This window comes from Haloarcula rubra, assembly GCF_019599465.1.
In the GTDB taxonomy this organism is placed as follows: domain Archaea; phylum Halobacteriota; class Halobacteria; order Halobacteriales; family Haloarculaceae; genus Haloarcula; species Haloarcula rubra.
The window spans coordinates 1-20,035 of record NZ_RKLR01000023.1 but is presented as its reverse complement, the minus strand read 5'-3'; the positions used below and the strand labels follow the sequence as shown (position 1 = coordinate 20,035).

The 20,035-nt window shown below is 62.3% G+C and carries 29 protein-coding genes, 1 tRNA gene and 2 pseudogenes; 29 read left to right on the top strand and 3 right to left on the bottom strand.

Annotation, left to right across the window (positions count from 1 at the left end; all coding sequences use genetic code 11):
• Window positions 1-12 precede the first annotated feature (12 nt).
• Window positions 13-345: an MTH1187 family thiamine-binding protein gene (locus EGH21_RS23290; protein WP_220620799.1), complete on the bottom strand. Its 333-nt coding sequence runs from the start codon at window positions 343-345 to the stop codon at window positions 13-15.
• A gap of 90 nt (window positions 346-435) precedes the next feature.
• Here EGH21_RS23290 and EGH21_RS24655 point away from each other — a divergent pair, with 90 nt between their 5' ends.
• Window positions 436-987: a response regulator gene (locus EGH21_RS24655; RefSeq protein ID WP_220620798.1), complete on the top strand. Its 552-nt coding sequence runs from the start codon at window positions 436-438 to the stop codon at window positions 985-987.
• A 184-nt stretch (window positions 988-1,171) separates the two neighbouring features.
• Here EGH21_RS24655 and EGH21_RS23280 read toward each other — a convergent pair.
• Window positions 1,172-1,243, bottom strand: a tRNA-Gly gene (locus EGH21_RS23280).
• 298 nt (window positions 1,244-1,541) lie between these two features.
• Between EGH21_RS23280 and EGH21_RS23275 the strand changes: the two genes are divergently transcribed.
• From EGH21_RS23275 to EGH21_RS23140, 28 genes and pseudogenes are all read left to right on the top strand, one after another.
• Complete coding sequence (locus tag EGH21_RS23275; protein WP_166971528.1) at window positions 1,542-2,387, top strand: putative RNA uridine N3 methyltransferase; 846 nt, start codon at window positions 1,542-1,544, stop codon at window positions 2,385-2,387.
• 4 nt (window positions 2,388-2,391) lie between these two features.
• The gene (rpl3p, locus tag EGH21_RS23270) at window positions 2,392-3,408 is read left to right on the top strand and encodes a 50S ribosomal protein L3 (protein ID WP_220620797.1); all 1,017 of its coding nucleotides are present in this window, start codon (window positions 2,392-2,394) and stop codon (window positions 3,406-3,408) included.
• Between the two features lie 3 nt (window positions 3,409-3,411).
• Window positions 3,412-4,152: a 50S ribosomal protein L4 gene (rpl4p, locus tag EGH21_RS23265; protein WP_220620796.1), complete on the top strand. Its 741-nt coding sequence runs from the start codon at window positions 3,412-3,414 to the stop codon at window positions 4,150-4,152.
• Window positions 4,149-4,406, top strand: coding sequence for a 50S ribosomal protein L23 (locus EGH21_RS23260; RefSeq protein ID WP_220620795.1), 258 nt, complete (start codon window positions 4,149-4,151; stop codon window positions 4,404-4,406). The genes rpl4p and EGH21_RS23260 overlap by 4 nt, the downstream gene beginning before the upstream one ends.
• A gap of 2 nt (window positions 4,407-4,408) precedes the next feature.
• The gene (locus EGH21_RS23255) at window positions 4,409-5,131 is read left to right on the top strand and encodes a 50S ribosomal protein L2 (RefSeq protein WP_220620794.1); all 723 of its coding nucleotides are present in this window, start codon (window positions 4,409-4,411) and stop codon (window positions 5,129-5,131) included.
• Window positions 5,128-5,550: a 30S ribosomal protein S19 gene (locus tag EGH21_RS23250; RefSeq protein ID WP_220620793.1), complete on the top strand. Its 423-nt coding sequence runs from the start codon at window positions 5,128-5,130 to the stop codon at window positions 5,548-5,550. The genes EGH21_RS23255 and EGH21_RS23250 overlap by 4 nt, the downstream gene beginning before the upstream one ends.
• 2 nt (window positions 5,551-5,552) lie before the next feature.
• Window positions 5,553-6,014, top strand: a complete 462-nt coding sequence (locus tag EGH21_RS23245; protein ID WP_220620792.1) for a 50S ribosomal protein L22 — start codon at window positions 5,553-5,555, stop codon at window positions 6,012-6,014.
• Window positions 6,014-6,955, top strand: a complete 942-nt coding sequence (locus EGH21_RS23240) for a 30S ribosomal protein S3 (protein ID WP_220620791.1) — start codon at window positions 6,014-6,016, stop codon at window positions 6,953-6,955. The genes EGH21_RS23245 and EGH21_RS23240 overlap by 1 nt, the downstream gene beginning before the upstream one ends.
• Entirely contained in the window at window positions 6,952-7,170 is a 219-nt protein-coding gene (rpmC, locus tag EGH21_RS23235) for a 50S ribosomal protein L29 (protein WP_166971544.1), read from the top strand. Before EGH21_RS23240 ends, rpmC begins: the two co-directional genes overlap by 4 nt.
• Window positions 7,170-7,457: a ribonuclease P protein component 1 gene (locus tag EGH21_RS23230; protein ID WP_220620790.1), complete on the top strand. Its 288-nt coding sequence runs from the start codon at window positions 7,170-7,172 to the stop codon at window positions 7,455-7,457. Before rpmC ends, EGH21_RS23230 begins: the two co-directional genes overlap by 1 nt.
• Window positions 7,448-7,774 (top strand): 30S ribosomal protein S17, encoded by a 327-nt coding sequence (locus EGH21_RS23225; protein ID WP_166971548.1) that lies wholly within the window; start codon window positions 7,448-7,450, stop codon window positions 7,772-7,774. Before EGH21_RS23230 ends, EGH21_RS23225 begins: the two co-directional genes overlap by 10 nt.
• Complete coding sequence (locus EGH21_RS23220; protein WP_220620789.1) at window positions 7,774-8,172, top strand: 50S ribosomal protein L14; 399 nt, start codon at window positions 7,774-7,776, stop codon at window positions 8,170-8,172. Before EGH21_RS23225 ends, EGH21_RS23220 begins: the two co-directional genes overlap by 1 nt.
• A 4-nt stretch (window positions 8,173-8,176) precedes the next feature.
• The gene (gene rplX, locus EGH21_RS23215) at window positions 8,177-8,539 is read left to right on the top strand and encodes a 50S ribosomal protein L24 (protein WP_220620788.1); all 363 of its coding nucleotides are present in this window, start codon (window positions 8,177-8,179) and stop codon (window positions 8,537-8,539) included.
• Window positions 8,536-9,243 (top strand): 30S ribosomal protein S4e, encoded by a 708-nt coding sequence (locus EGH21_RS23210; RefSeq protein ID WP_220620787.1) that lies wholly within the window; start codon window positions 8,536-8,538, stop codon window positions 9,241-9,243. The genes rplX and EGH21_RS23210 overlap by 4 nt, the downstream gene beginning before the upstream one ends.
• Entirely contained in the window at window positions 9,240-9,770 is a 531-nt protein-coding gene (locus tag EGH21_RS23205; protein ID WP_220620786.1) for a 50S ribosomal protein L5, read from the top strand. Before EGH21_RS23210 ends, EGH21_RS23205 begins: the two co-directional genes overlap by 4 nt.
• Window positions 9,767-9,946 (top strand): 30S ribosomal protein S14, encoded by a 180-nt coding sequence (locus tag EGH21_RS23200; protein ID WP_220620785.1) that lies wholly within the window; start codon window positions 9,767-9,769, stop codon window positions 9,944-9,946. Before EGH21_RS23205 ends, EGH21_RS23200 begins: the two co-directional genes overlap by 4 nt.
• Before the next feature lie 2 nt (window positions 9,947-9,948).
• Window positions 9,949-10,341, top strand: a complete 393-nt coding sequence (locus EGH21_RS23195; protein ID WP_220620784.1) for a 30S ribosomal protein S8 — start codon at window positions 9,949-9,951, stop codon at window positions 10,339-10,341.
• Between the two features lie 2 nt (window positions 10,342-10,343).
• Window positions 10,344-10,880 (top strand): 50S ribosomal protein L6, encoded by a 537-nt coding sequence (locus EGH21_RS23190; RefSeq protein WP_220620783.1) that lies wholly within the window; start codon window positions 10,344-10,346, stop codon window positions 10,878-10,880.
• Window positions 10,880-11,734 (top strand): 50S ribosomal protein L32e, encoded by an 855-nt coding sequence (locus EGH21_RS23185; protein ID WP_220620782.1) that lies wholly within the window; start codon window positions 10,880-10,882, stop codon window positions 11,732-11,734. Before EGH21_RS23190 ends, EGH21_RS23185 begins: the two co-directional genes overlap by 1 nt.
• On the top strand, window positions 11,734-12,183 hold the full coding sequence (locus EGH21_RS23180; RefSeq protein WP_220620781.1) for a 50S ribosomal protein L19e: 450 nt from the start codon (window positions 11,734-11,736) through the stop codon (window positions 12,181-12,183). The genes EGH21_RS23185 and EGH21_RS23180 overlap by 1 nt, the downstream gene beginning before the upstream one ends.
• Entirely contained in the window at window positions 12,183-12,746 is a 564-nt protein-coding gene (locus EGH21_RS23175) for a 50S ribosomal protein L18 (RefSeq protein WP_220620780.1), read from the top strand. Before EGH21_RS23180 ends, EGH21_RS23175 begins: the two co-directional genes overlap by 1 nt.
• On the top strand, window positions 12,743-13,381 hold the full coding sequence (locus EGH21_RS23170; RefSeq protein ID WP_220620779.1) for a 30S ribosomal protein S5: 639 nt from the start codon (window positions 12,743-12,745) through the stop codon (window positions 13,379-13,381). Before EGH21_RS23175 ends, EGH21_RS23170 begins: the two co-directional genes overlap by 4 nt.
• Window positions 13,381-13,845: a 50S ribosomal protein L30 gene (gene rpmD / locus EGH21_RS23165; RefSeq protein WP_220620778.1), complete on the top strand. Its 465-nt coding sequence runs from the start codon at window positions 13,381-13,383 to the stop codon at window positions 13,843-13,845. Before EGH21_RS23170 ends, rpmD begins: the two co-directional genes overlap by 1 nt.
• The gene (locus EGH21_RS23160) at window positions 13,845-14,345 is read left to right on the top strand and encodes an uL15m family ribosomal protein (RefSeq protein ID WP_220620777.1); all 501 of its coding nucleotides are present in this window, start codon (window positions 13,845-13,847) and stop codon (window positions 14,343-14,345) included. Before rpmD ends, EGH21_RS23160 begins: the two co-directional genes overlap by 1 nt.
• A 6-nt stretch (window positions 14,346-14,351) precedes the next feature.
• Complete coding sequence (gene secY, locus EGH21_RS23155; RefSeq protein WP_220620776.1) at window positions 14,352-15,821, top strand: preprotein translocase subunit SecY; 1,470 nt, start codon at window positions 14,352-14,354, stop codon at window positions 15,819-15,821.
• A 285-nt stretch (window positions 15,822-16,106) separates the two neighbouring features.
• Window positions 16,107-17,681, top strand: a complete 1,575-nt coding sequence (locus EGH21_RS23150; protein ID WP_220620775.1) for a hypothetical protein — start codon at window positions 16,107-16,109, stop codon at window positions 17,679-17,681.
• A 554-nt stretch (window positions 17,682-18,235) separates the two neighbouring features.
• The gene (locus tag EGH21_RS23145) at window positions 18,236-19,459 is read left to right on the top strand and encodes a sulfatase-like hydrolase/transferase (RefSeq protein ID WP_220620774.1); all 1,224 of its coding nucleotides are present in this window, start codon (window positions 18,236-18,238) and stop codon (window positions 19,457-19,459) included.
• A 26-nt stretch (window positions 19,460-19,485) separates the two neighbouring features.
• Window positions 19,486-19,894 (top strand): annotated as a pseudogene (locus EGH21_RS23140) (transposase); the annotation flags it as partial.
• A 41-nt stretch (window positions 19,895-19,935) separates the two neighbouring features.
• Here EGH21_RS23140 and EGH21_RS23135 read toward each other — a convergent pair.
• Window positions 19,936-20,035 (bottom strand): annotated as a pseudogene (locus EGH21_RS23135) (IS1595 family transposase); the annotation flags it as partial.

The following is a 20,035-nucleotide window of genomic DNA, read 5'->3' as shown; positions in this document are numbered from 1 at the left end:
GCAGCCTGCCTTTTAATCTCCGCCTTCGGCCCCGTCGCTCCGTGCGGCACGACCCAACTCGGACTCGACGGCGTCGACCTTCTCGCTCGCGCGCTGGTCGACCCCGCGCTTGTCGTCTATCTTCAGGAACGTCTCGACGCGGTCGGACTGTGCGCCGACGGCCTCGTGGGCCGCGTGGGCCGCCGCGAACAGTTCCTCGCTGTCCGCCGCCTCGATGATGGTCCCCATCGGCGTCGTCTCGTACTCGACGTCGAACTCGTCCAGCGCCGCGACGGCGTCGGCGACGTAGGGGGCCATGCTCTCCTCGACGACCGGTGCGACGGACAGAAAGCCGATACAGGTCATACGTGGCCATCGTCCCGGCGAGTCCTAACTGTGGCGTTCGCGGGCCCCGATACCTAGATTTATTAGCCGTTCGACACAAAAAAGGGTGACGTGAGCGACCCCCGCCCATCGGTCCTCCTCGTCGAGGACGAACCGCCCCTCCGAGAGGCCTACTCACGGGTCCTCTCGCAGTCCTACGACGTGTCGACGGCCGCGACTGGCGAGGCGGCCATCGACCGTCTCACCGACGAGATCGACGTGGTCCTCCTCGACCGCACGCTTCCCGACGCCGACGGTGAGGACCTCCTCAGAGAAGTACAGAGCCGAACCGACCACTGCTACGTCGCGATGGTCACCGCCATCGAACCCGACTTCGACATCATCGACATGGGCGTCGACGACTACCTCGTCAAGCCCGTTCCCACCGAGGCGGTACAGGAGACGGTCGAACGACTGCTCTCGCTGGCCGAGTACGACGAGACGTACCGGGACCTGAGCCAGAAGCGCGTGAAACGAAGCGTCCTCGCACAGGAGAAGTCACCACCGGAACTCGGCGAGAGCGAGGAGTTCCGCCGCCTGCAAGCGGAGATAGACCGCCTGGAGGCCGAACTCGACGAGATAGCCGACGAGTGCGAGGGCGTCGAACGCGACCTCGAACAGTAAGCAGGTGCTACCGGGGCGCTCGCGTCTCGGAATCGGAGAGATGCGCTGGCTGGGATTCGCCGGAATCAGACGTGCTCGCTTCGCTACGCGCGGCTGCTAGGCTTCAAATCCAGTGCGATGTCACGGCTCACGGGACGACGAGTGCACGCTACACAGTGCTATTCGCCGTCGTTCGGAGTAGAAATGCGCTGGCTGGGATTTGAACCCAGGTTGTGACCATGGCAAGGTCACGTGATACCAACTACACTACCAGCGCCCGGTGTGGCGCATCGCGCCTCTCTGCATTCCAATCTGGCGAGGGTGACGGTAAAAAGCCTTCCGTTTTCCGAGGACAATCGTGGGACGTGAGGGCATTCGCCGTGTAGATTTCCCGCGAGTGGATAGCACGCCACAGCCTTTCGGAACCGGCAAGACCCGTGTGGGCGGTTCACGGGCTACGGACTGTGACGGGCCGTGTGAACGCGTCCCAACGCGTGCGCGAAGCGGGGTCTTTTTACCGTAGGGACGGAGAAGTATCGCTACAGTCTAGTGGCGTGACGTGGAAGCGTCACGGCATGACGACCAGCGTACTCGTGCCCGACTCCCTCACACGGGAAGCCGAGGACCGCCGCGAGGCGACTCGAAAGCTCGGATACGTGGCCCGCGCGGCCACGGTGTTCCGGGTCGACCGGCTGACGGTGTTCCCCGACCCAGACGGGGCGGGGAAGTGGGAAGACGGGTTCGTCGAAACCGTGCTGCGGTACGCCGCGACGCCGCCACACCTCCGAAAGGAGATGTGGGGCAAGCGGGACGAACTAGAGTACGTCGGCGTCCTGCCGCCGCTCCGCGTGCGTTCACAGACCGGCTCCGGATCTGAGGGTTCGGGGTCGTTAAGACAGGGAATCGTGACCGAGGTCGGAGCTGATGGGCGCGTACGGGTCAATTGCGGCATGCAACACCCGATCTCCCTCCCCGTTCCAGACGGTCTGGACGTGGGACAGGGGGAGCGCGTGACCGTCAGGGTCTCTTCGCGACGGCCGGTCCGGGCGAAACTCGTCGACCACCCCACGCCGGGGTTCGACGTCGTTTCCGCGGACCTCGATGCAGCACTCTCGCGTGACGACGCCGGGCTCACCATTGCCTCTTCGAGGTACGGAGAGCCGGCGACGACACACCGTCTCGGCCGTCTGGCCGAGCGACGGGACGCCGAGGGCGGCATGACAGTCGCCTTCGGAGCCCCCGAGCGTGGGTTACCGTCGATACTCGACGTGGACCCGGGCTCCGTCGGACGAGACCAGACAGACGACGACCCCACAGGGTTCGACCTCTGGCTGAATACGGTTCCGAACCAGGGCAGCGAGGTCGTGCGAACGGAAGAAGCACTGTTCGCCTCCCTCGCCTGTCTAACCCTCACGGAGTAAACGTATGCCACAATCAAGCAGACCACGCAAAGGCTCGCTGGGCTTCGGCCCGCGCAAGCGCTCGACGAGCGAGACGCCGCGCTTCAACAGCTGGCCGTCCGACGACGGCCAGCCCGGCGTTCAAGGGTTCGCCGGCTACAAGGCGGGCATGACTCACGTCGTGCTCGTCAACGACGAACCCAACTCCCCGCGCGAGGGGATGGAAGAGACCGTCCCGGTGACGGTCGTCGAGACGCCGCCGATGCGCGCCGTCGCCCTGCGAGCGTACGAAGATACGCCGTACGGCAAGCGTCCGCTGACGGAGGTCTGGACGGACGAGTTCCACGGGGAACTCGACCGGACACTGAACCTGCCGGAGGAACACGACCCGGACGCTGCAGAGGAACAGGTACGCGACGCACTCGAGGCCGGTGACCTCGGGGACGTGCGTCTCATCACGCACACCGTCCCCGACGCCGTCCAGAGCGTCCCGAAGAAGAAGCCCGACGTGATGGAGACTCGCGTCGGCGGTGGGTCCCTCGAGGACCGCCTCAGTCACGCCCTCGAACTCGTCGCAGACGGCGGCGAGCACTCGATGAACGATATCTTCCGCGCCGGCGAGTACGCCGACGTGGCCGGTGTCACGAAGGGCAAGGGGACGCAGGGTCCCGTCAAGCGCTGGGGCGTCCAGAAGCGGAAGGGCAAGCACGCCCGGCAGGGCTGGCGGCGCCGAATCGGTAACCTCGGCCCGTGGAACCCCTCCCGCGTGCGCTCGACGGTCCCCCAGCAGGGGCAGACCGGCTACCACCAGCGCACGGAACTGAACAAGCGCCTCATCGACATCGGCGAAGGCGACGAGGCCACCGTCGACGGTGGCTTCGTCAACTACGGCGAGGTCGACGGCCCCTACACGCTCGTGAAGGGGTCGGTGCCCGGCCCGGACAAGCGTCTGGTTCGCTTCCGGCCCGCGGTGCGTCCGAACGACCAGCCGCGCCTCGACCCCGAGGTGCGCTACGTCTCCACAGAATCGAACCAGGGATAACCTATGCAGGCAACTATCTACACTCTGGACGGCGAGGCCGACGGCGAGATCGACCTGCCGGACGTCTTCGAGACGCCCGTGCGACCCGACCTCATCAAGAAGGCCGTCACCGCCGCCCAGGCAAACCGGAAGCAGGACTACGGCTCCGACGAGTACGCCGGTCTCCGGACGCCGGCCGAGTCCTTCGGTAGCGGCCGCGGCCAGGCACACGTCCCGAAGCAGGACGGCCGTGCCCGCCGCGTCCCGCAGGCGGTCAAGGGCCGACGCGCCCACCCGCCGAAAGCCGAGAAGGACCGCTCCGTCGACATCAACGACAAGGAACGTCAGCTCGCCGTCCGCTCGGCACTCGCCGCCACGACGGACGCGGAACTCGTCGCCGAGCGCGGCCACGAGTTCGACCGCGACGAGGTGCCCGTCGTCGTCTCCGACGACTTCGAGGACCTCGTCAAGACGCAGGAGGTCGTTTCCCTCCTCGAAGCGCTGGACGTCCACTCCGACGTCGAGCGCGCGGACGAGACGAAGATCAAGGCCGGACAGGGGAAGGCACGCGGCCGGAAGTACCGCCGCCCCTCTTCCATCCTGTTCGTGACCAGCGACGAGCCCTCGAAGGCCGCCCGCAACCTCGCGGGCGTCGACGTGGCGACGGCCCGAGAGGTCAACGCAGAGGACCTCGCACCCGGCGCACAGCCCGGTCGGCTCACCGTCTTCACCGAGTCCGCACTCGCGGAGGTGGCCGAACGATGAGCTGGGACGTCATCAAGTACCCCCACGTCACCGAGAAGGCCATGAACGACATGGACTTCGACAACAAGCTCCAGTTCGTCGTCGACGACGAGGCTGGGAAGCCGGAGGTCACCGAGGCCGTCGAGTCCCAGTACGACGTCACCGTCGTCGACGTGAACACACAGAACACGATGGACGGCGAGAAGAAGGCCGTCGTTCGCCTCTCCGAGGACGACGACGCCCAGGAAGTCGCCTCCAGGATCGGGGTGTTCTAACGATGGGACGACGAATTCAGGGACAACGACGCGGTCGCGGGACGTCCACGTTCCGGGCGCCCTCGCACCGCTACAAGGCCGACCTTCAGCACCGTAAAGTCGAAGACGGCGACCTCGTCGCCGGGACCGTCGTGGACATCGAACACGACCCCGCTCGCTCGGCGCCCGTCGCGGCCGTCGAGTTCGAGGACGGCGACCACCGCCTCGTGCTGGCGCCGGAAGGCGTCGGCGTCGGCGACGAACTGCAGGTCGGCGTCAGCGCCGAAATCGCCCCCGGGAACACGCTCCCACTCGCGGAGATTCCCGAAGGGGTCCCGGTCTGTAACGTCGAGTCCAGCCCCGGCGACGGCGGGCGCTTCGCCCGCGCGTCGGGTGTCAACGCGACGCTCTTGACCCACGACCGCAACGTCGCGGTCGTGAAACTCCCCTCCGGGGAGATGAAGCGCCTGGACCCGCAGTGCCGCGCCACCATCGGCGTCGTCGCCGGTGGCGGCCGCACTGACAAACCGATGGTCAAGGCCGGCAACAAGTATCACAAGATGAAAGCCCGCGGGACGAAGTGGCCAAACGTCCGTGGTGTCGCGATGAACGCCGTCGACCACCCGTTCGGTGGCGGCGGCCGACAGCACCCCGGCAAGCCCAAGTCGATCTCCCGCAACGCTCCGCCAGGCCGGAAGGTCGGGGACATCGCCTCGAAACGGACCGGCCGAGGTGGTGACGAATGAGTTCGGAATATCAAATCGGCCACGAAGGAGAGTTCTCCTTCCGAGGCCACACGCTCGACGAGCTGCAGGAGATGGAGCTCGAGGAAGTCGCGGAACTGCTCCCCGCACGCCAGCGGCGAAGTATCCAGCGCGGCCTGACCGAGGAGAAGCAGAAACTCCTCGAGAAGGCCCGCGAGGCCGACGAGGAGGCGACGGCGAACGACCCCATCCGGACGCACCTGCGCGACATGCCGGTGCTGCCGGAGATGGTCGACATCACCTTCGCCGTCCACAACGGCCAGAGCTTCGAGCGCGTGAAGGTAGAGCCCGAGATGCTCGGCCACTACCTCGGTGAGTTCCAGCTTACCCGCACCTCGGTCGAACACGGTCAGGCCGGTATCGGGGCGACACGCTCCTCGAAGTTCGTACCGCTCAAGTAATCATGGGAATCAGCTACTCAGTCGACGCCGATCCGGACACGACCGCGAAAGCGATGCTCCGTGAGCGGCAGATGAGCCACAAGCACAGCAAGGCCATCGCCCGAGAGATCAAGGGCAAGACGGCGGGCGACGCCGTCGAGTTCCTCGAGGCTGTCATCGAGGGCGACCAGCCGGTCGCGTTCAAGCAGCACAACTCGGGCGTCGGTCACAAGAGCAAGGTCGACGGCTGGGACGCCGGTCGCTACCCAGAGAAGGCCTCGAAGGCCTTCATCGACCTGCTGGAGAACGCCGTCGGTAACGCAGACCACCAGGGCTTCGACGGTGAAGCCATGGAGATCATGCACGTCGCCGCCCACAAGGTCGGCGAACAGCAGGGTCGCAAGCCGCGCGCGATGGGCCGGGCCTCCGCCTGGAACACGCCGCAGGTCGACGTCGAACTCATCCTCGAGGAGGTCAGCGAATAATGGCCGACGAACAGCAGTTCATCGAGGACGGCCTCCAGCGGACCCAGATCGACGAGTTCTTCGCAGACGAACTCGGTCGCGCGGGGTACGGCGGCATGGACGTCGCCAAGACCCCGATGGGGACCCAGATCGTCCTGAAAGCCGAGAAGCCCGGGATGGTCATCGGTAAGGGCGGGAAGAACATCCGCAAGATCACGACGGAACTCGAGGAGCGGTTCGACCTCGACGACCCGCAGATCGACGTCCAGGAAGTCGAGGAACCGGACCTCAACGCCCGCATCGTCGCGGACCGTCTGGGGAACGCCCTCGAACGCGGCTGGTACTTCCGCAAGGCCGGTCACACCACGATCGACCGCATCATGGAAGCCGGCGCGAAGGGTGCCGAGATCGTCCTCTCCGGGAAGGTCACGGGCGCCCGCTCGCGCGTCGAGAAGTTCAACCGCGGGTACATCAAGCACAACGGCGAACCCGCAGAGGACATCGTCGACAGCGGTGTCGGCGTCGCAGTGATGAAACTCGGTACCATCGGCGTGCGCGTGAAGATCATCCCGCCGAACGCCGAACTCCCCGACGACTTCGAGATCTACGAGGACGTCGAGGTCGAGGAGTACGTCGCCGAGACCGACGGCGAGTCGGTCGAGGAACTCCTCGAAGGCGAACCCGAGGACGAGGACGAAGCCGAGACGACCGAGGTCGGTCACGACCAACCCGACGAGACCGAAGCGGAAGTCGACGAAGAGGTCGTCGAAGAAGAGATCGTCGAAGACGACGCGGACGTGCCCGCCGACGACCCCGACGTCCCGACCGACGAGGACATCGACGACCTCGACGTGGACCACCTCGACGAGGCCGTCGAGGAGGAACTCGACGAGGACGTCGAAGCCGAAGCCGAGGAACTCATGGACGAGATGGACGACGAGGAGGAGGGTGACGACGAATGACCGTCCTCCACGTCCAGGAGATCCGCGACATGACGCCCGCCGAACGCGAGGCGGAACTCGACGATCTGAAGACGGAACTGCTCAACGCCCGGGCCGTGCAGGCTGCGGGTGGCGCCCCGGAGAACCCGGGTCGCATCAAGGAACTGAAGAAGGCCATCGCCCGGATCAAGACGATTCAGGGCGAAGAAGGCGACCTCCAGCCGGAGGACGAATAATGCCACTGACACCCGAGACGCTCCCACGTCACGAACTCGTCGGCCTCGACGTAGAGGTCGTCGCCGCGTCCAACCCGGACGCCGTCGGTATCAGCGGGACGGTCGTCGTGGAGACGACCCAACTGCTGGCCGTCGAAGGAGCCGACCGGGTGTGGCACGTGCCGAAGGACAGCGCGACGTTCGCCTTCGACCTGCCGTCCGGACAGCGAGTCCGGGTGGACGGTTCGAAACTCGTCGCCCGTCCCGCTCGCCGCACAGAGAAATCAGGTGATTCCAAATGGCGCTAGGACTGAACGTACAGGAGCCGGAGACGACCTGTACCGACCAGAACTGCCCGTTCCACGGAGAGCTCTCCGTGCGCGGTCAGACACTGGACGGTGAGGTCGCTTCCACCGATATGGAGAAGACCGTCGTCGTCGAGCGCGAGTACGACGTGAAGGTGCCCAAATACGACCGCTTCATGAAGCGGCGGAGCCGCGTACCGGCTCACGCACCGGACTGTCTCGACCTCGCGGTCGGTGACACGGTCACGATAGCAGAGTGTCGACCGCTCTCGAAAACGAAGAGCCACGTCGTCGTGGCGATCGAGGACGGTGAGCAATAATGGAGGCGCTGAACGCAGACGTCACCCAGGGACTCGAGAAGGGCTCGCTCATCAGGTGTGCCGACAACACTGGCGCACGCGAGCTGAAGGTCATCTCGGTCCACGGCTACTCGGGGACGAAGAGCCGACACCCGAAAGCCGGTCTGGGCGACAAGATCACCGTCTCGGTCACCAAGGGGACGCCGGAGATGCGTCGTCAGGTGCTCGAGGCCGTGGTCGTTCGACAGAAAAAGCCCATCCGCCGTCCCGACGGCACCCGCGTCAAGTTCGAAGACAACGCGGCCGTCATCGTGGACGAGAACGAGGACCCGCGCGGGACCGAGCTGAAAGGCCCCATCTCGCGGGAAGTCGCAGAGCGGTTCGGGAGTGTCGCCTCCGCAGCGACGATGATCGTATAGAACCATGAGTGAGCAACCAGACAAACAGCGAACGAGTCAACGACGCGCCCCGCTCCACGAGCGACACAAGCAGGTTCGGGCGACGCTGTCGGCCGACCTCCGCGAGGAGTACGGCCAGCGCAACGTCCGCGTCAACGCCGGAGACACCGTCGAAGTGCTCCGCGGTGACTTCGCCGGCGAAGAGGGCGAAGTCGTCGACGTCGACCTCAAAGACGCCGTCATCGAGGTCGAGGGTGTCACCCTCGAGAAGACGGACGGCGAAGAGGTCCCCCGCCCGCTCGACACCTCGAACGTTCGGGTCACGGACCTGACCCTCGAGGACGACGAGCGGGAGTCGCGTCTCGAATCGGAGGATGATTCCGCATGAGTAACCACCAGAAGCGCCTCTCGGTCCCCAACAGTTGGCCCGTAGAGCGCAAGACGGCAACGTTCACGGTGAAGGCCGGCGCCGGCCCGCACGGTGAGTCGGGGGTCCCCCTGCTCATCGTCCTGCGGGACGTGCTGGGCTACGCCGACAACCGCAAAGAAGCGCGCTACGCGCTCAACGAGGACAACGTCCTCATCAACGGCAAGGCCGTCTCCGACGAGGAGCGCCCTGTCGGGATGTTCGACATCCTCGCCTTCACCGAGCGCGAAGAGTACTACCGAGTGTTCCCCGGCGAGGGTGGTCGGCTGGCGCTGACCGCCATCGAGGCGGACGCCGCCGAGTCCAAACTGGGCAAGATCGTCACCAAGACCCACGTCGACGGTGGCGAGGTCCAGCTCGGCCTCCACGACGGCGAGACGCTCGTCGTCTCCGACGACCAGACCTACGACGGCGGCGACTCCATCGTCGTCGACAACGAGTCCAGCGAGATAATCGCCCACTTCGAGTACGAGGAGGGCGCACTCGTCACGGCCGTCGACGGCGCACACGCCGGCGAAATCGGCACCATCGACGAGATTCAGGTCACGCCTGGCTCGGCCCAGAACAACGTGCTCGTCTCACAGGACGACGGCGGCTTCGAGACGGTCGAAGAGTACGTCGTCGTCATCGACGAGAACTTCACGGGCGGAGGTGACGACGAATGAGCTCGGAGAGCGAATCCGCCGATTTCCACGAGATGCGGGAGCCGAGCGTCGAGAAAGTCGTCGTCCACATGGGTATCGGCCACGGTGGCCGTGACCTAGCCAACGCCGAGGACATCCTCGGCGAGATTACCGGCCAGAGCCCCGTCCGGACGAAGGCCAAGCGGACCGTCGGCGAGTTCGACATCCGCGAGGGCGACCCCATCGGTGCGAAGGTCACCCTTCGCGACGAGGTCGCCGAGGAGTTCCTCGAGACGGCCCTGCCGCTCGCCGACCTGTCGGCCAGTCAGTTCGACGACACCGGCAACTTCAGCTTCGGCGTCGAGGAACACACGGAGTTCCCGAGTCAGGAGTACGACCCGAGCATCGGAATCTACGGGCTGGACGTCACCGTCAACCTCGTCCGCCCGGGGTACCGCGTCGCCAAGCGCGACAAGGCGTCGCGCTCGATTCCGTCGAACCACCGACTCAACCCGGAAGACGCGACCGCGTTCGTCGAGTCGACATTCGACGTGGAGGTCAGTGAATGAGCGAAAGTGAAACCACAGAAGAGCCCGACGCCGCCGAGACAGAGCGGACCGGCCAGCTCGAGTCCTGTCAGCGCTGCGGGCGCGAACAGGGACTCGTCGGCAAGTACGACATCTGGCTGTGTCGCCAGTGCTTCCGCGAGATATCTCGGGGAATGGGCTTCAAGAAGTACAGCTAACCATGACAGGAAACGACCCATTCGCCAACGCGCTGTCGGCTATCGATAACGCCGAGAGCGTCGGGCATCTGGAGCAGACGGTATCGCCCGCCTCGAACGAAATCGGCTCTGTCCTCGAGGTCTTCTACGACCGCGGGTACATCGACGGGTTCACCTTCGTCGACGACGGCAAGGCCGGCGAGTTCGAGGTCGAACTGAAAGGTGCCATCAACGAGTGTGGCCCGGTCAAGCCCCGCTATTCGGCGGGCGCCGACGAGTTCGAGAAGTGGGAGAAGCGGTTCCTCCCCGCCCGTGACTACGGGACGCTCGTCGTCACGACCAGCCACGGCATCATGAGCCACTACGAGGCCCGCGAGGCGGGCGTCGGTGGCCAGGTCATCGCGTACGTATACTGACAATGTCACGAGTAGAACTGGAGATTCCGGAGGACGTGACCGCCGAACTGGACCATCTCGACCTCACCGTCGAGGGGCCCAACGGCAGTGTCACACGTCGGCTCTGGTACCCCGACATCGACGTCTCGGTCGAGGACGACACCGTCGTCGTCGAGTCCGAGGAGGAGGACGCGAAGACGATGTCGACTGTCGGTACCTTCGAGAGCCACATCGAGAACATGTTCCACGGCGTGACCGAGGGCTGGGAGTACGAGATGGAAGTCTTCTACTCTCACTTCCCCATGCAGGTCGACGTCGAAGGCGACGAAGTCGTCATCGAGAACTTCCTCGGCGAGAAGGCCGCGCGTCGGACCACCGTCCACGGTGAGACCGACGTGCAGGTCGACGGCGAGGAACTGACGCTGACTGGTCCCGACATCGAAGCCGTCGGCCAGACCGCCGCGGACATCGAACAGCTCACGCGCATCAACGACAAGGACGTGCGCGTGTTCCAGGACGGGGTGTACATCACCCAGAAACCGAACCGAGGTGACGCCTGATGGCAGACAACCCCGACAACAAGAGCAGCGACGCCGACGCTAACGAAGAGGGACTCTCGCAGGGCGGCGCCCCCGAGGCAGACGTCGAGTCGGAGCAGCCACTCGACGGCGAGCCAGCCGAGGACGCCGACCAGATTGCCGAGGAGGCCGAGTCCGAGAGCGACGAGGAGATGGAGCTGACCGACATCAGCGGCGTCGGCGACTCGAAGGCCAACTCGCTCCGCGAGGCCGGCTTCGAGACGGTCGACGACGTCCGCGCCGCCGACCAGTCCGCGCTCGCGGAGGTCAGCGGCGTCGGGAACGCGCTCGCGGCCCGTATCAAGGCCGACGTCGGTGGACTCGAAGTCGACACCGAGACCGAGGCCGAAGTCGAAGAGGAAGGCGCCGAGGAAGAGCCCGAGGAGGACGTGGAGACGGAACTCCAGCCTCGCGGGCTCGCCGACAAGACGCCCGACCTCGACGACGAAGAGGCGCGACTGCTGGCACAGCGACACCGCGTCGGCACGCCGCAGTTCAACCGACAGGACCACCACAAGAAAAAGCGCGTCTCGACGTCGTGGCGCCGCCCGCGCGGCCAGCTCTCGAAGCAGCGCCGCGGCATCAAGGGCAAGGGCGACACGGTCGAGGCGGGCTTCCGCTCGCCGAAAGCGGTCCGCGGCCGACACCCCTCCGGCTTCGAGGAGGTTCGCGTCCACAACGTGGACGACCTCGAAGGCGTCGACGGGGACGTCGAAGCGGTCCGCATCGCCTCCAAGGTCGGCGCTCGCAAGCGCGAGCGTATCGAAGAGGAGGCCGAGGACGCGGGCATCCGCGTGCTCAACCCCACCTACGAAGAAGTCGAGGTGAACGAGTAATGACGGACCTCTCCGCACAGAAGCGACTCGCATCTGACGTCCTCGACGTCGGGAAAAACCGCGTCTGGTTCAACCCCGACCGGCAGGGCGACATCGCGGACGCCATCACCCGCGAGGACGTCCGCGAACTGGTAGATGAGGGCGCCATCCAGGCGAAAGACAAGAAGGGCAACTCCCGCGGCCGCGCCCGGGAACGCCAGAAGAAGCGAGCCTACGGCCACCAGAAGGGAGCCGGTTCCCGGAAGGGCAAGGCCGGGGCACGACAGGACCCCAAAGAAGAATGGGAGTCGCGCATCCGCGCACAGCGCAAGAAGCTGCGCGAACTGCGCGACGACGGCACGCTCTCGAGTTCGCAGTACCGCGACCTGTACGACAAGGCCGGCGGTGGCGAGTTCGACAGTGTGGCCGACCTCGAACGATACATCGACGCAAACCACGGTGACGAATAATGGCGACAGGACCACGATACAACGTGCCGATGCGGCGACGCCGCGAGGCCCGTACCGACTACCATCAGCGGTTGCGCCTGCTGAAATCCGGCAAGCCCCGCCTCGTTGCTCGAAAGAGCAACAAGCACGTCAGGGCGCAGCTGGTGACGTTGGGCCCCGACGGCGACCGCACGCTCGCGTCCGCTCACTCTAGCGACCTGGCCGACTACGGCTGGGAGGCGCCGACGGGCAACATGCCCTCGGCGTACCTCACCGGCCTGCTGGCCGGCCTTCGCGCACAGGAAGCGGACGTCGAGGAAGCGGTGCTGGACATCGGCCTCAACTCCCCGACCCCCGGAAGCAAAGTATTCGCAATACAGGAAGGCGCAATCGACGCCGGGCTCGACGTCCCCCACAACGACGACGTCCTCGCCGACTGGCAGCGCACGCGCGGTGCCCACATCGCCGAGTACGCCGAGCAGCTGGACGACCCGCTGTACAGCGGGGACTTCGACGCCGCAGACCTCCCGGAGCACTTCGACGAAGTCCGGGAGACCCTACTGGAAGGTGACATCGAACTATGAGTGCTGACAACGGCTGGGAACCCCGCACACGCCTCGGCAAGCAGGTCGCCGAAGGCGACATCGACTCCATGCAGGAGGCGCTGAACTCGGGGCTTCCCCTGAAAGAATCGGAAGTCGTCGACCAGCTCGTCCCCGACCTGGAAGACGAAGTGCTGGACATCAACATGGTCCAGCGGATGACCGACTCCGGCCGGCGGGTGAAGTTCCGCTGTGTCGTCGCAGTCGGCAACCGCGACGGCCTCGTCGGCTACGCCGAAGGGCGTGACGACCAGGTCGGCGGTGCCATCCAGAAGGCCATCGACGTGGCCAAACTGAACCTCATCGACGTCTCCCGCGGCTGTGGGTCCTGGGAGTGTGGCTGTGGCCGTCCCCACACGGTCGCGCTGCGCACCAAGGGCAAGGCCGGGAGCGTCGAGGTCGAGCTCCAGCCGGCCCCGCGCGGGCTGGGCCTCGCGGGCGGGGAGACCGTCCGCAAGGTGCTCGAACTCGCCGGCATCGAGGACATCTGGACCCGCTCCAGCGGGAACACGCGCACCACGGTCAACTTCGCGAAGGCGACGTTCAACGCCCTCAAGAACACGGCCGAGGCACGCGTCCCCGAGCGGACCTTCGAGAAGCGCGAGGTGATCGAGTGATGCGAGCGCTCGTTCAGATCCGTGGTGACGTGAACATGGATACGGACATCCACGACACGCTGAAGATGCTAAACATCCACCACGTCAACCACTGTACGTTCGTCCCCGATACGGACACGTACAACGGGATGGTCTCGAAGGTCAACGACTTCGTGGCCTTCGGTGAACCCAGCCAGGACACGGTCGAACTGCTCCTGGAGACGCGCGCAGAGCCCGCAGAGGGCGACGCCGACGTCGACGACGAGTGGGTCGCCGAGAACACCGACTACGACGACATCGAGGGGCTGGCGTGGGCGCTCGTCTCCGAGGAGACGACGCTGCAGGACCAGGGTCTCTCGCCGACGCTCCGTCTCCACCCGCCGCGCGGCGGTCACGACGGCATCAAGCACCCCACCAAGGAAGGCGGTGAACTCGGGCGCCACGACTCCGAGGACATCGACGAACTGCTGGAGGCGATGCGATAATGACGAGTAAGAAACGACGACAGCGCGGGTCCCGCACGCACGGTGGCGGCTCGCACAAGAACCGACGCGGTGCCGGGCACCGCGGTGGCCGCGGGGCCGCCGGGCGTGCCAAGCACGAGATGCACAACTACGAGCCGCTCGGCAAGAGCGGCTTCAACCGTCCGGAGAAGGTTCAGGAGACCGTCGCGACGGTCGACGTCCGCGAACTGGACGAGGACGCGCCGCTACTGGTCGCCGACGGCCTCGCAGAGGAGGACGGCGACGGCTACCACATCGACGCCCGAGAGGTCGTCGAGGACGCCGACGACGCCGACGTCGTGAAGGTGCTCGGCGCCGGACAGGTCCGGAACGAACTCACCGTCGTCGCCGACGACTTCTCGGCGGGTGCCGAGGAGAAGATTTCGGCCGCCGGTGGCGAGACCGAACTGACCGAACTCGGCCAGGAGCGGCAGGAAGCCGCCGAAGAAGCCGCCGAGGACGACGCGGACGACGAGGAATAAGGACCTATGAGCTGGAAGGACACCGCCGAACCGCTGCTCGTCCGGATGCCGGCAGTGCAGCGTCCGGAGGGCCACGTCCCGTTCAAGCGCAAGCTGATGTGGACGGGCGGCGTGTTGATGCTGTACTTCTTCCTGACGAACGTCAAGCTGTTCGGCCTCGACATCGACGCCAGTCAGGACGTCTTCGGCCGATTCGGGTCGATTCTCGCTTCGGGACAGGGGAGCATCTTGCAGTTGGGTATCGGACCCATCGTGACGGCGTCCATCGTGTTGCAGTTGCTCGGTGGGGCGAACCTGCTCGGGCTGAACACGCAGGACGACCCGCGTGACCAGATTCTCTACCAGGGCCTCCAGAAGTTGCTGGTCCTGGTGATGATCTGTCTGACGGGACTGCCGATGGTCTTCGCGGGCGGTTTCCTGCCGGCGGACACGGCCGTCGCGCAGTCGCTGGGTATCGGCGCGACCGGTGTCCAGTGGCTCATCTTCGCCCAGATATTCGTCGGCGGTGTCCTCATCCTGTTCATGGACGAGGTCATCTCGAAGTGGGGCGTCGGCTCCGGTATCGGGCTGTTCATCGTCGCCGGCGTGAGCCAGCGACTGCTGGGTGGCCTGCTCTCGACGCCCTTTATCGGCGGTCAGAGCGGCATCCTGCACACCTGGTACCTGTTCGTCGTCGGCGAGCAGTCCATCGGCCCGGTCCTCGGTGCGTCCGGGCTCCAGACACTCTTCATGGGGCAGGGCCGGCTGCTGGCCCTGGTTACGACCGTCCTCATCTTCTCGGTGGTCGTCTACGCCGAGTCCGTGCGCGTCGAGATTCCGCTCTCGAACGCCCGCGTGAAGGGTGCGCGTGGTCGCTTCCCCGTGAAACTCATCTACGCGAGCGTCCTGCCGATGATTCTCGTCCGGGCGCTCCAGGCCAACATCCAGTTCTTGGGGCGCATCCTCCAGTCCCAGCTGGGTTCGCTCCCGGCGTGGCTGGGCACCTACGACAACGGGCAGGCCACCGGTGGCCTGTTCTACTACCTGGCACCCATCCAGTCGCCCGGTGACTGGATGTGGTGGCTGGAGACGACGGCCCAGCCTGCGTGGCAGATACTCATTCGAGTCGGTATCGACCTGACCTTCATGCTGGTCGGCGGCGCCATCTTCGCCGTCTTCTGGGTCGAGACGACCGACATGGGGCCGGAGGCGACGGCGAAGCAGATTCACAACTCCGGGATGCAGATTCCCGGCTTCCGGCAGAACGTCGGCGTCATCGAGAAGGTCCTCGAACGCTACATCCCGCAGGTCACCGTCATCGGCGGTGCCCTCGTCGGGTTGCTGGCCGTCATGGCCAACATGCTGGGCACCATCGGTGGTGTCTCCGGGACGGGGCTGCTGCTGACGGTCTCCATCACGTACAAACTGTACGAGGAGATAGCCGAGGAGCAGCTCATGGAGATGCACCCGATGATGCGCCAGATGTTTGGCGATTAAGTAGAACAAATATAGAACGGGAATTGGCCCAGATGCTGCCTTCCGTATTTATGGGAGGCAACCCCGGCAAAACGACAATCATGGTGTGTCAATTATTCTTTGGTACACTCAAATTCAAACGACGAATCTCGTCGTTTTCGAAGTGCTTAACCCTCTCCTGAGAAACCTTTCCCTTAGATGGTGACCCAATAGGTGGATATAGAATCCCACTCTGAAGCTTCAGAAACGCATTCTGTCCGGCATCTTATTTTCACTCTCGTAGGTGATACTCTGAATTTTGACGCTGTGACCGCCAAGGATTCGACACGGCTAGCATCAATTCTGGTGACCAGCCTTGTGCTAGTGGTCCCAATACTTGTGCTTTGGGTGGACGTGCCGCTGCTTGTGATTCTTCCTGCCGTCGGAATTGGCTATGTTATATACTGCTACTGGACTGAACGGGTTTTGACCGGTTTAATAAGTGCCTTTTTTGTCCTCGCGGTATTTGGGGCTAATATCCCCCTTTTTGATGGGCCAGATAAAGTAGATTTGAGTCTCTATATCATGGATCTACTTGCGGTAGTGTTACTGGCCGTGATAATAGATCAGTCGGATCTAAATATCTGGCAGATCTCATATTCGAAGTTGTCGCTCGCTGCGGTGCTTGGTCTAGCCGCGTTTGTTGTATGGGCATTCGTCGCTGCAGCAGTGGGAAACGGACCGTCACAGATTGCAGCGACAATATTCGCCGTTCAGCAGATGCGATATCTCGTTATGTTTCTCACGGGGTTGTTTGTCGTATTACAGACCAAACTCATCGTCGGACTGTATCCGTTATTGATTTCTATCGGAGGGAATGTGCTGTACGCATTAGGGGAAGTGGTCGTGGGCCACACATTTGGACTGACATATTTGGGTGATGCCGGCGGGAGATCGTTTACCGAGTTTGGAATCGGGCCGTGGATTTTCGAAACCGGCTTTTTTATTAGTGGATATGTGGGAAATGTAAGAGAACTCGTTGCGATTACATTGCTCTTGCTCCCGTTCTTGGTTTACGTAGGCATGAGAGACGGGCTCAGAAACACGGTATTTGCGCTCCTTTCGCTTGGTTCTGTGGCGATAGTAATCCGAGCTGGAGCCACAGATGCCGGGTTGGGTGCGTCAATTCTTACTCTCTCTGTGATGGGTGTGTTACTGCTATGTGTGTGCTCCACAGATGGAGTATATTCACAACTACGAAGCTCTCTGCTGAACTTGTTCGCAATCGTGTTCAGTGTAGGACTCTACCGTGGATGGTTCAGTATGAGAGGTGATATGTCAAAGGGTACAAACCCAACGACTCCTGAGCCCCAAGGTGGAACAAGTGAGCCCACGACAACGACTCCTGAGCCCCAAGGTGGAACAAGTGAGCCCACGACAATAATTGGGGACATTTTATCTATATTCCCCGTTGTAGAAATTAACACATTGTCAATAAGACTAACACAATATGCCGCGGCCATCCATATCGCAATTGCCTACCCAGTCTTCGGAATCGGCGGATATAATTTCGCTCTACTCTCTCAGGAGTACAATTTACCCAACGGCATGGATATTCATAACCAGTATCTGGCATACTTGGCGGCAACAGGACTGCCAGGCCTAATTGCGTACATGGTCAGTATCGGATCTGTTTTTACGTTACTGTGCTACCATCTCCTCCGTGGAGAAGAGCAATACAAACTGGTGTACACATGCTTGATCTGCAGTCTTATAGGCTTTCACGCGTACTCGTTTTGGGTCACCTCCCAAAAATTCATCATTCCTAATATCGCGTTCTGGCTGCTATCGGGGATGGTGATAGGATCGGTATTGCAAACGAGTGCTAACAGAAGAGCTTAAAAGTCGTGTAAGTTGGGGGTATATTATTTTGTAAATTAAATATTATGTTAGAGATAACCGGAACGAATTCCGGGTACAGTGTGCACGATGGCGGAATCATTCGAGCAACGGACGAGAATCACCATACAACAGTCTCACAACCGGTAAATGATCTTGACTACACAGGAAGTGATGCCCCAGACGTAAATGCCCCAGACGTAACCAAATTTGTTCTGCGAGCGATGCCAGTGAAAACTGCTGGAACTTGCAAGGCACTGGCTCAGGTATGATTTCGCTGTTTGATGATGCCGCAGACATCCTAGCGATCAAGTGCAAGAACAATTCAGTAAGGATTCCGTCGAAAGATCTCGTTGTGGATGGTGGTTGGCCGAACAATAATGGTCTAATCCAGTTTGCCACTACTGGAATCTATGAGAACAGTTCGGGGAAGTCGTTATTAAAGCCGGGTCCGGAAATACGACGACAATAAGTTAGAGTGCCCAAACAGATGCTGGATATTTAATATTCAGCAAGATTTTTAGCCCACTCGATTTTTGCCTAAACAAGAGACTCTCATGAACACGGTAGTTCTGCTGACTGTTGATTCACTCCGCGCAGATCGACTTACCGACAAGTATTTTCCGGAGTGTATGCAGCGATTTGAATCTGACTTCACGCACTTCTCGAACGCTTACTCCCATGGGGTTGCGACTCCATTCGCGTTCCCGGGCATCCTCGCTGGCGTCCCTGTCCAAGGCGACGGAACACTCCCTCAGAACACGGAGACGATTGCTGACCACTGCAAGGGTACCGCAGTCGCGCTCAAGAATAATATGCATTTGTCAGCCGCTCGCGGCTACGATAGCGGCTTCGACAGCTTCCAGCAAATGCCAGAGTCCGGTGACATCGTTGACCGACTCAAAGACCTTGGCCGGCAATCAAACGTACTAAAATCTGCATACCAGACCGTCACCAGCCTCCTCGACGACGATACAGTCAAGCCAGTTACTCCACCATACGCAACTGGCAACATCATCACTGACGGCATTAAAACTTTCCTCGATACGTACGACCCGAACCTCCTCTGGGGGCATTACATGGATACACACTTCCCCTTCTCGCCAGCTACTCTTCCCCATGAAATCGATATTGACGCGACCCCACAGGAGATTAACCGTGCTAACGACGCTTTCGCAGGCCGCACCGCGTCCGAGACTCAACTCGACCTCATCGAACGACTATACGACAAAAGTGCCCAGTATCTCGACCGCCAGTTAGAGTCGGTGTTCTCGTATTTAGAAGTCCAAGAGTTGTACGATGAGTCGTTAATTATCGTCGTGTCGGATCACGGAGAGGCTTTCGGCGACGACGGCCTTCAAAGCCACCCGTGGAGTTGTGACCCCGCTGATGCTCTCATTCACACGCCACTCCTCGTCAAGTATCCGGAACAGGAGGCCGGAAAGAAAATAGATCGCGTAGTTGGTCACAACCTCGTCTACGAGATTATAAAAGCGCACTTCTCTGGAGAAAGTGATGCTTGTCAGCCGGGCGAATCATATGATGCGCCGGTTATTTCCAAGTCGAACAACGTGATCCGAGCAACGACTCCGTCCGGTATTATCTTCCGGCGGCGGGACGGGAGTGTTAATAAGCAGGGGTCGGTATCCGAGGCAGCGAGGCAGGCAGCACGTGACGCGGTGTTCCCCGAGATTCCGACTTCAACGGGCGAGATACCCGGTGTCAGTGAAGATGACCGTCAAGAGATTGAAGAGCAGTTAGAGGCGCTGGGGTATAAGTAGCTCTAAGTTTGGTACAGATCTGGTGTAGAGAGGAGCTCTTCCTGTCGGATCTAGCGACGCTATCTCGGTGTCGATGGAAGGTAGAAACGCTATTCCGTGAGTTGAAGCGCAGTACGACCTGGACGAGTTCGACACAAGCAACGCGGATGTCGTAGAAATTCTGCTGTACGCGACGTTGATTTCGTTGCTCGTGAGCTGTGAGTTGTTGGATCTGGTCACTGAGCCAGCCGACGATGAGATCGTGTTTCCGCCGGAACGCTGGGCGGCGACCTTCCGGTCGCACACCCAGCTCATCCTCTACAAATTCAGCGACTATCTCGGCTACTTGCAACCGCCGCTTGTGGAGCGGCTGATTGGAGACGCTTAGCAGATCCACCATCCACTACCGATCTGCAAGAGACGCTCGTTACTGCTACGCAACCGAGGTGTAGGTCTTATCTAAATACGAACGCTCTTGTGAAGCACGTTGTTGATTTTCAGAGGGCGGCGTCGATAGCATGTTTGAGCGCGTCATCGCCTGGTTTTCTGTAGAGTTCGCAGCGGAGCTGAAAGGCTCTGAGATACGGCGTTAGCTTG

Coding starts and splice junctions, on each gene's coding strand:
- EGH21_RS23170 (WP_220620779.1), top strand. CDS start 12,743: ATGAGTGCTGACAACGGCTGGGAACCCCGCACACGCCTCGGCAAGCAG.
- EGH21_RS23260 (WP_220620795.1), top strand. CDS start 4,149: ATGAGCTGGGACGTCATCAAGTACCCCCACGTCACCGAGAAGGCCATG.
- EGH21_RS23290 (WP_220620799.1), bottom strand. CDS start 345: ATGACCTGTATCGGCTTTCTGTCCGTCGCACCGGTCGTCGAGGAGAGC.
- EGH21_RS23230 (WP_220620790.1), top strand. CDS start 7,170: ATGCCACTGACACCCGAGACGCTCCCACGTCACGAACTCGTCGGCCTC.
- EGH21_RS23275 (WP_166971528.1), top strand. CDS start 1,542: ATGACGACCAGCGTACTCGTGCCCGACTCCCTCACACGGGAAGCCGAG.
- EGH21_RS23210 (WP_220620787.1), top strand. CDS start 8,536: ATGAGTAACCACCAGAAGCGCCTCTCGGTCCCCAACAGTTGGCCCGTA.
- EGH21_RS23255 (WP_220620794.1), top strand. CDS start 4,409: ATGGGACGACGAATTCAGGGACAACGACGCGGTCGCGGGACGTCCACG.
- EGH21_RS23200 (WP_220620785.1), top strand. CDS start 9,767: ATGAGCGAAAGTGAAACCACAGAAGAGCCCGACGCCGCCGAGACAGAG.
- rpmD (WP_220620778.1), top strand. CDS start 13,381: ATGCGAGCGCTCGTTCAGATCCGTGGTGACGTGAACATGGATACGGAC.
- secY (WP_220620776.1), top strand. CDS start 14,352: ATGAGCTGGAAGGACACCGCCGAACCGCTGCTCGTCCGGATGCCGGCA.
- rpmC (WP_166971544.1), top strand. CDS start 6,952: ATGACCGTCCTCCACGTCCAGGAGATCCGCGACATGACGCCCGCCGAA.
- EGH21_RS23185 (WP_220620782.1), top strand. CDS start 10,880: ATGGCAGACAACCCCGACAACAAGAGCAGCGACGCCGACGCTAACGAA.
- rpl4p (WP_220620796.1), top strand. CDS start 3,412: ATGCAGGCAACTATCTACACTCTGGACGGCGAGGCCGACGGCGAGATC.
- rplX (WP_220620788.1), top strand. CDS start 8,177: ATGAGTGAGCAACCAGACAAACAGCGAACGAGTCAACGACGCGCCCCG.
- EGH21_RS23250 (WP_220620793.1), top strand. CDS start 5,128: ATGAGTTCGGAATATCAAATCGGCCACGAAGGAGAGTTCTCCTTCCGA.
- EGH21_RS23220 (WP_220620789.1), top strand. CDS start 7,774: ATGGAGGCGCTGAACGCAGACGTCACCCAGGGACTCGAGAAGGGCTCG.
- EGH21_RS23205 (WP_220620786.1), top strand. CDS start 9,240: ATGAGCTCGGAGAGCGAATCCGCCGATTTCCACGAGATGCGGGAGCCG.
- EGH21_RS23190 (WP_220620783.1), top strand. CDS start 10,344: ATGTCACGAGTAGAACTGGAGATTCCGGAGGACGTGACCGCCGAACTG.
- EGH21_RS23145 (WP_220620774.1), top strand. CDS start 18,236: ATGAACACGGTAGTTCTGCTGACTGTTGATTCACTCCGCGCAGATCGA.
- EGH21_RS23225 (WP_166971548.1), top strand. CDS start 7,448: ATGGCGCTAGGACTGAACGTACAGGAGCCGGAGACGACCTGTACCGAC.
- EGH21_RS23175 (WP_220620780.1), top strand. CDS start 12,183: ATGGCGACAGGACCACGATACAACGTGCCGATGCGGCGACGCCGCGAG.
- EGH21_RS23180 (WP_220620781.1), top strand. CDS start 11,734: ATGACGGACCTCTCCGCACAGAAGCGACTCGCATCTGACGTCCTCGAC.
- EGH21_RS23160 (WP_220620777.1), top strand. CDS start 13,845: ATGACGAGTAAGAAACGACGACAGCGCGGGTCCCGCACGCACGGTGGC.
- EGH21_RS23245 (WP_220620792.1), top strand. CDS start 5,553: ATGGGAATCAGCTACTCAGTCGACGCCGATCCGGACACGACCGCGAAA.
- rpl3p (WP_220620797.1), top strand. CDS start 2,392: ATGCCACAATCAAGCAGACCACGCAAAGGCTCGCTGGGCTTCGGCCCG.
- EGH21_RS23240 (WP_220620791.1), top strand. CDS start 6,014: ATGGCCGACGAACAGCAGTTCATCGAGGACGGCCTCCAGCGGACCCAG.
- EGH21_RS23195 (WP_220620784.1), top strand. CDS start 9,949: ATGACAGGAAACGACCCATTCGCCAACGCGCTGTCGGCTATCGATAAC.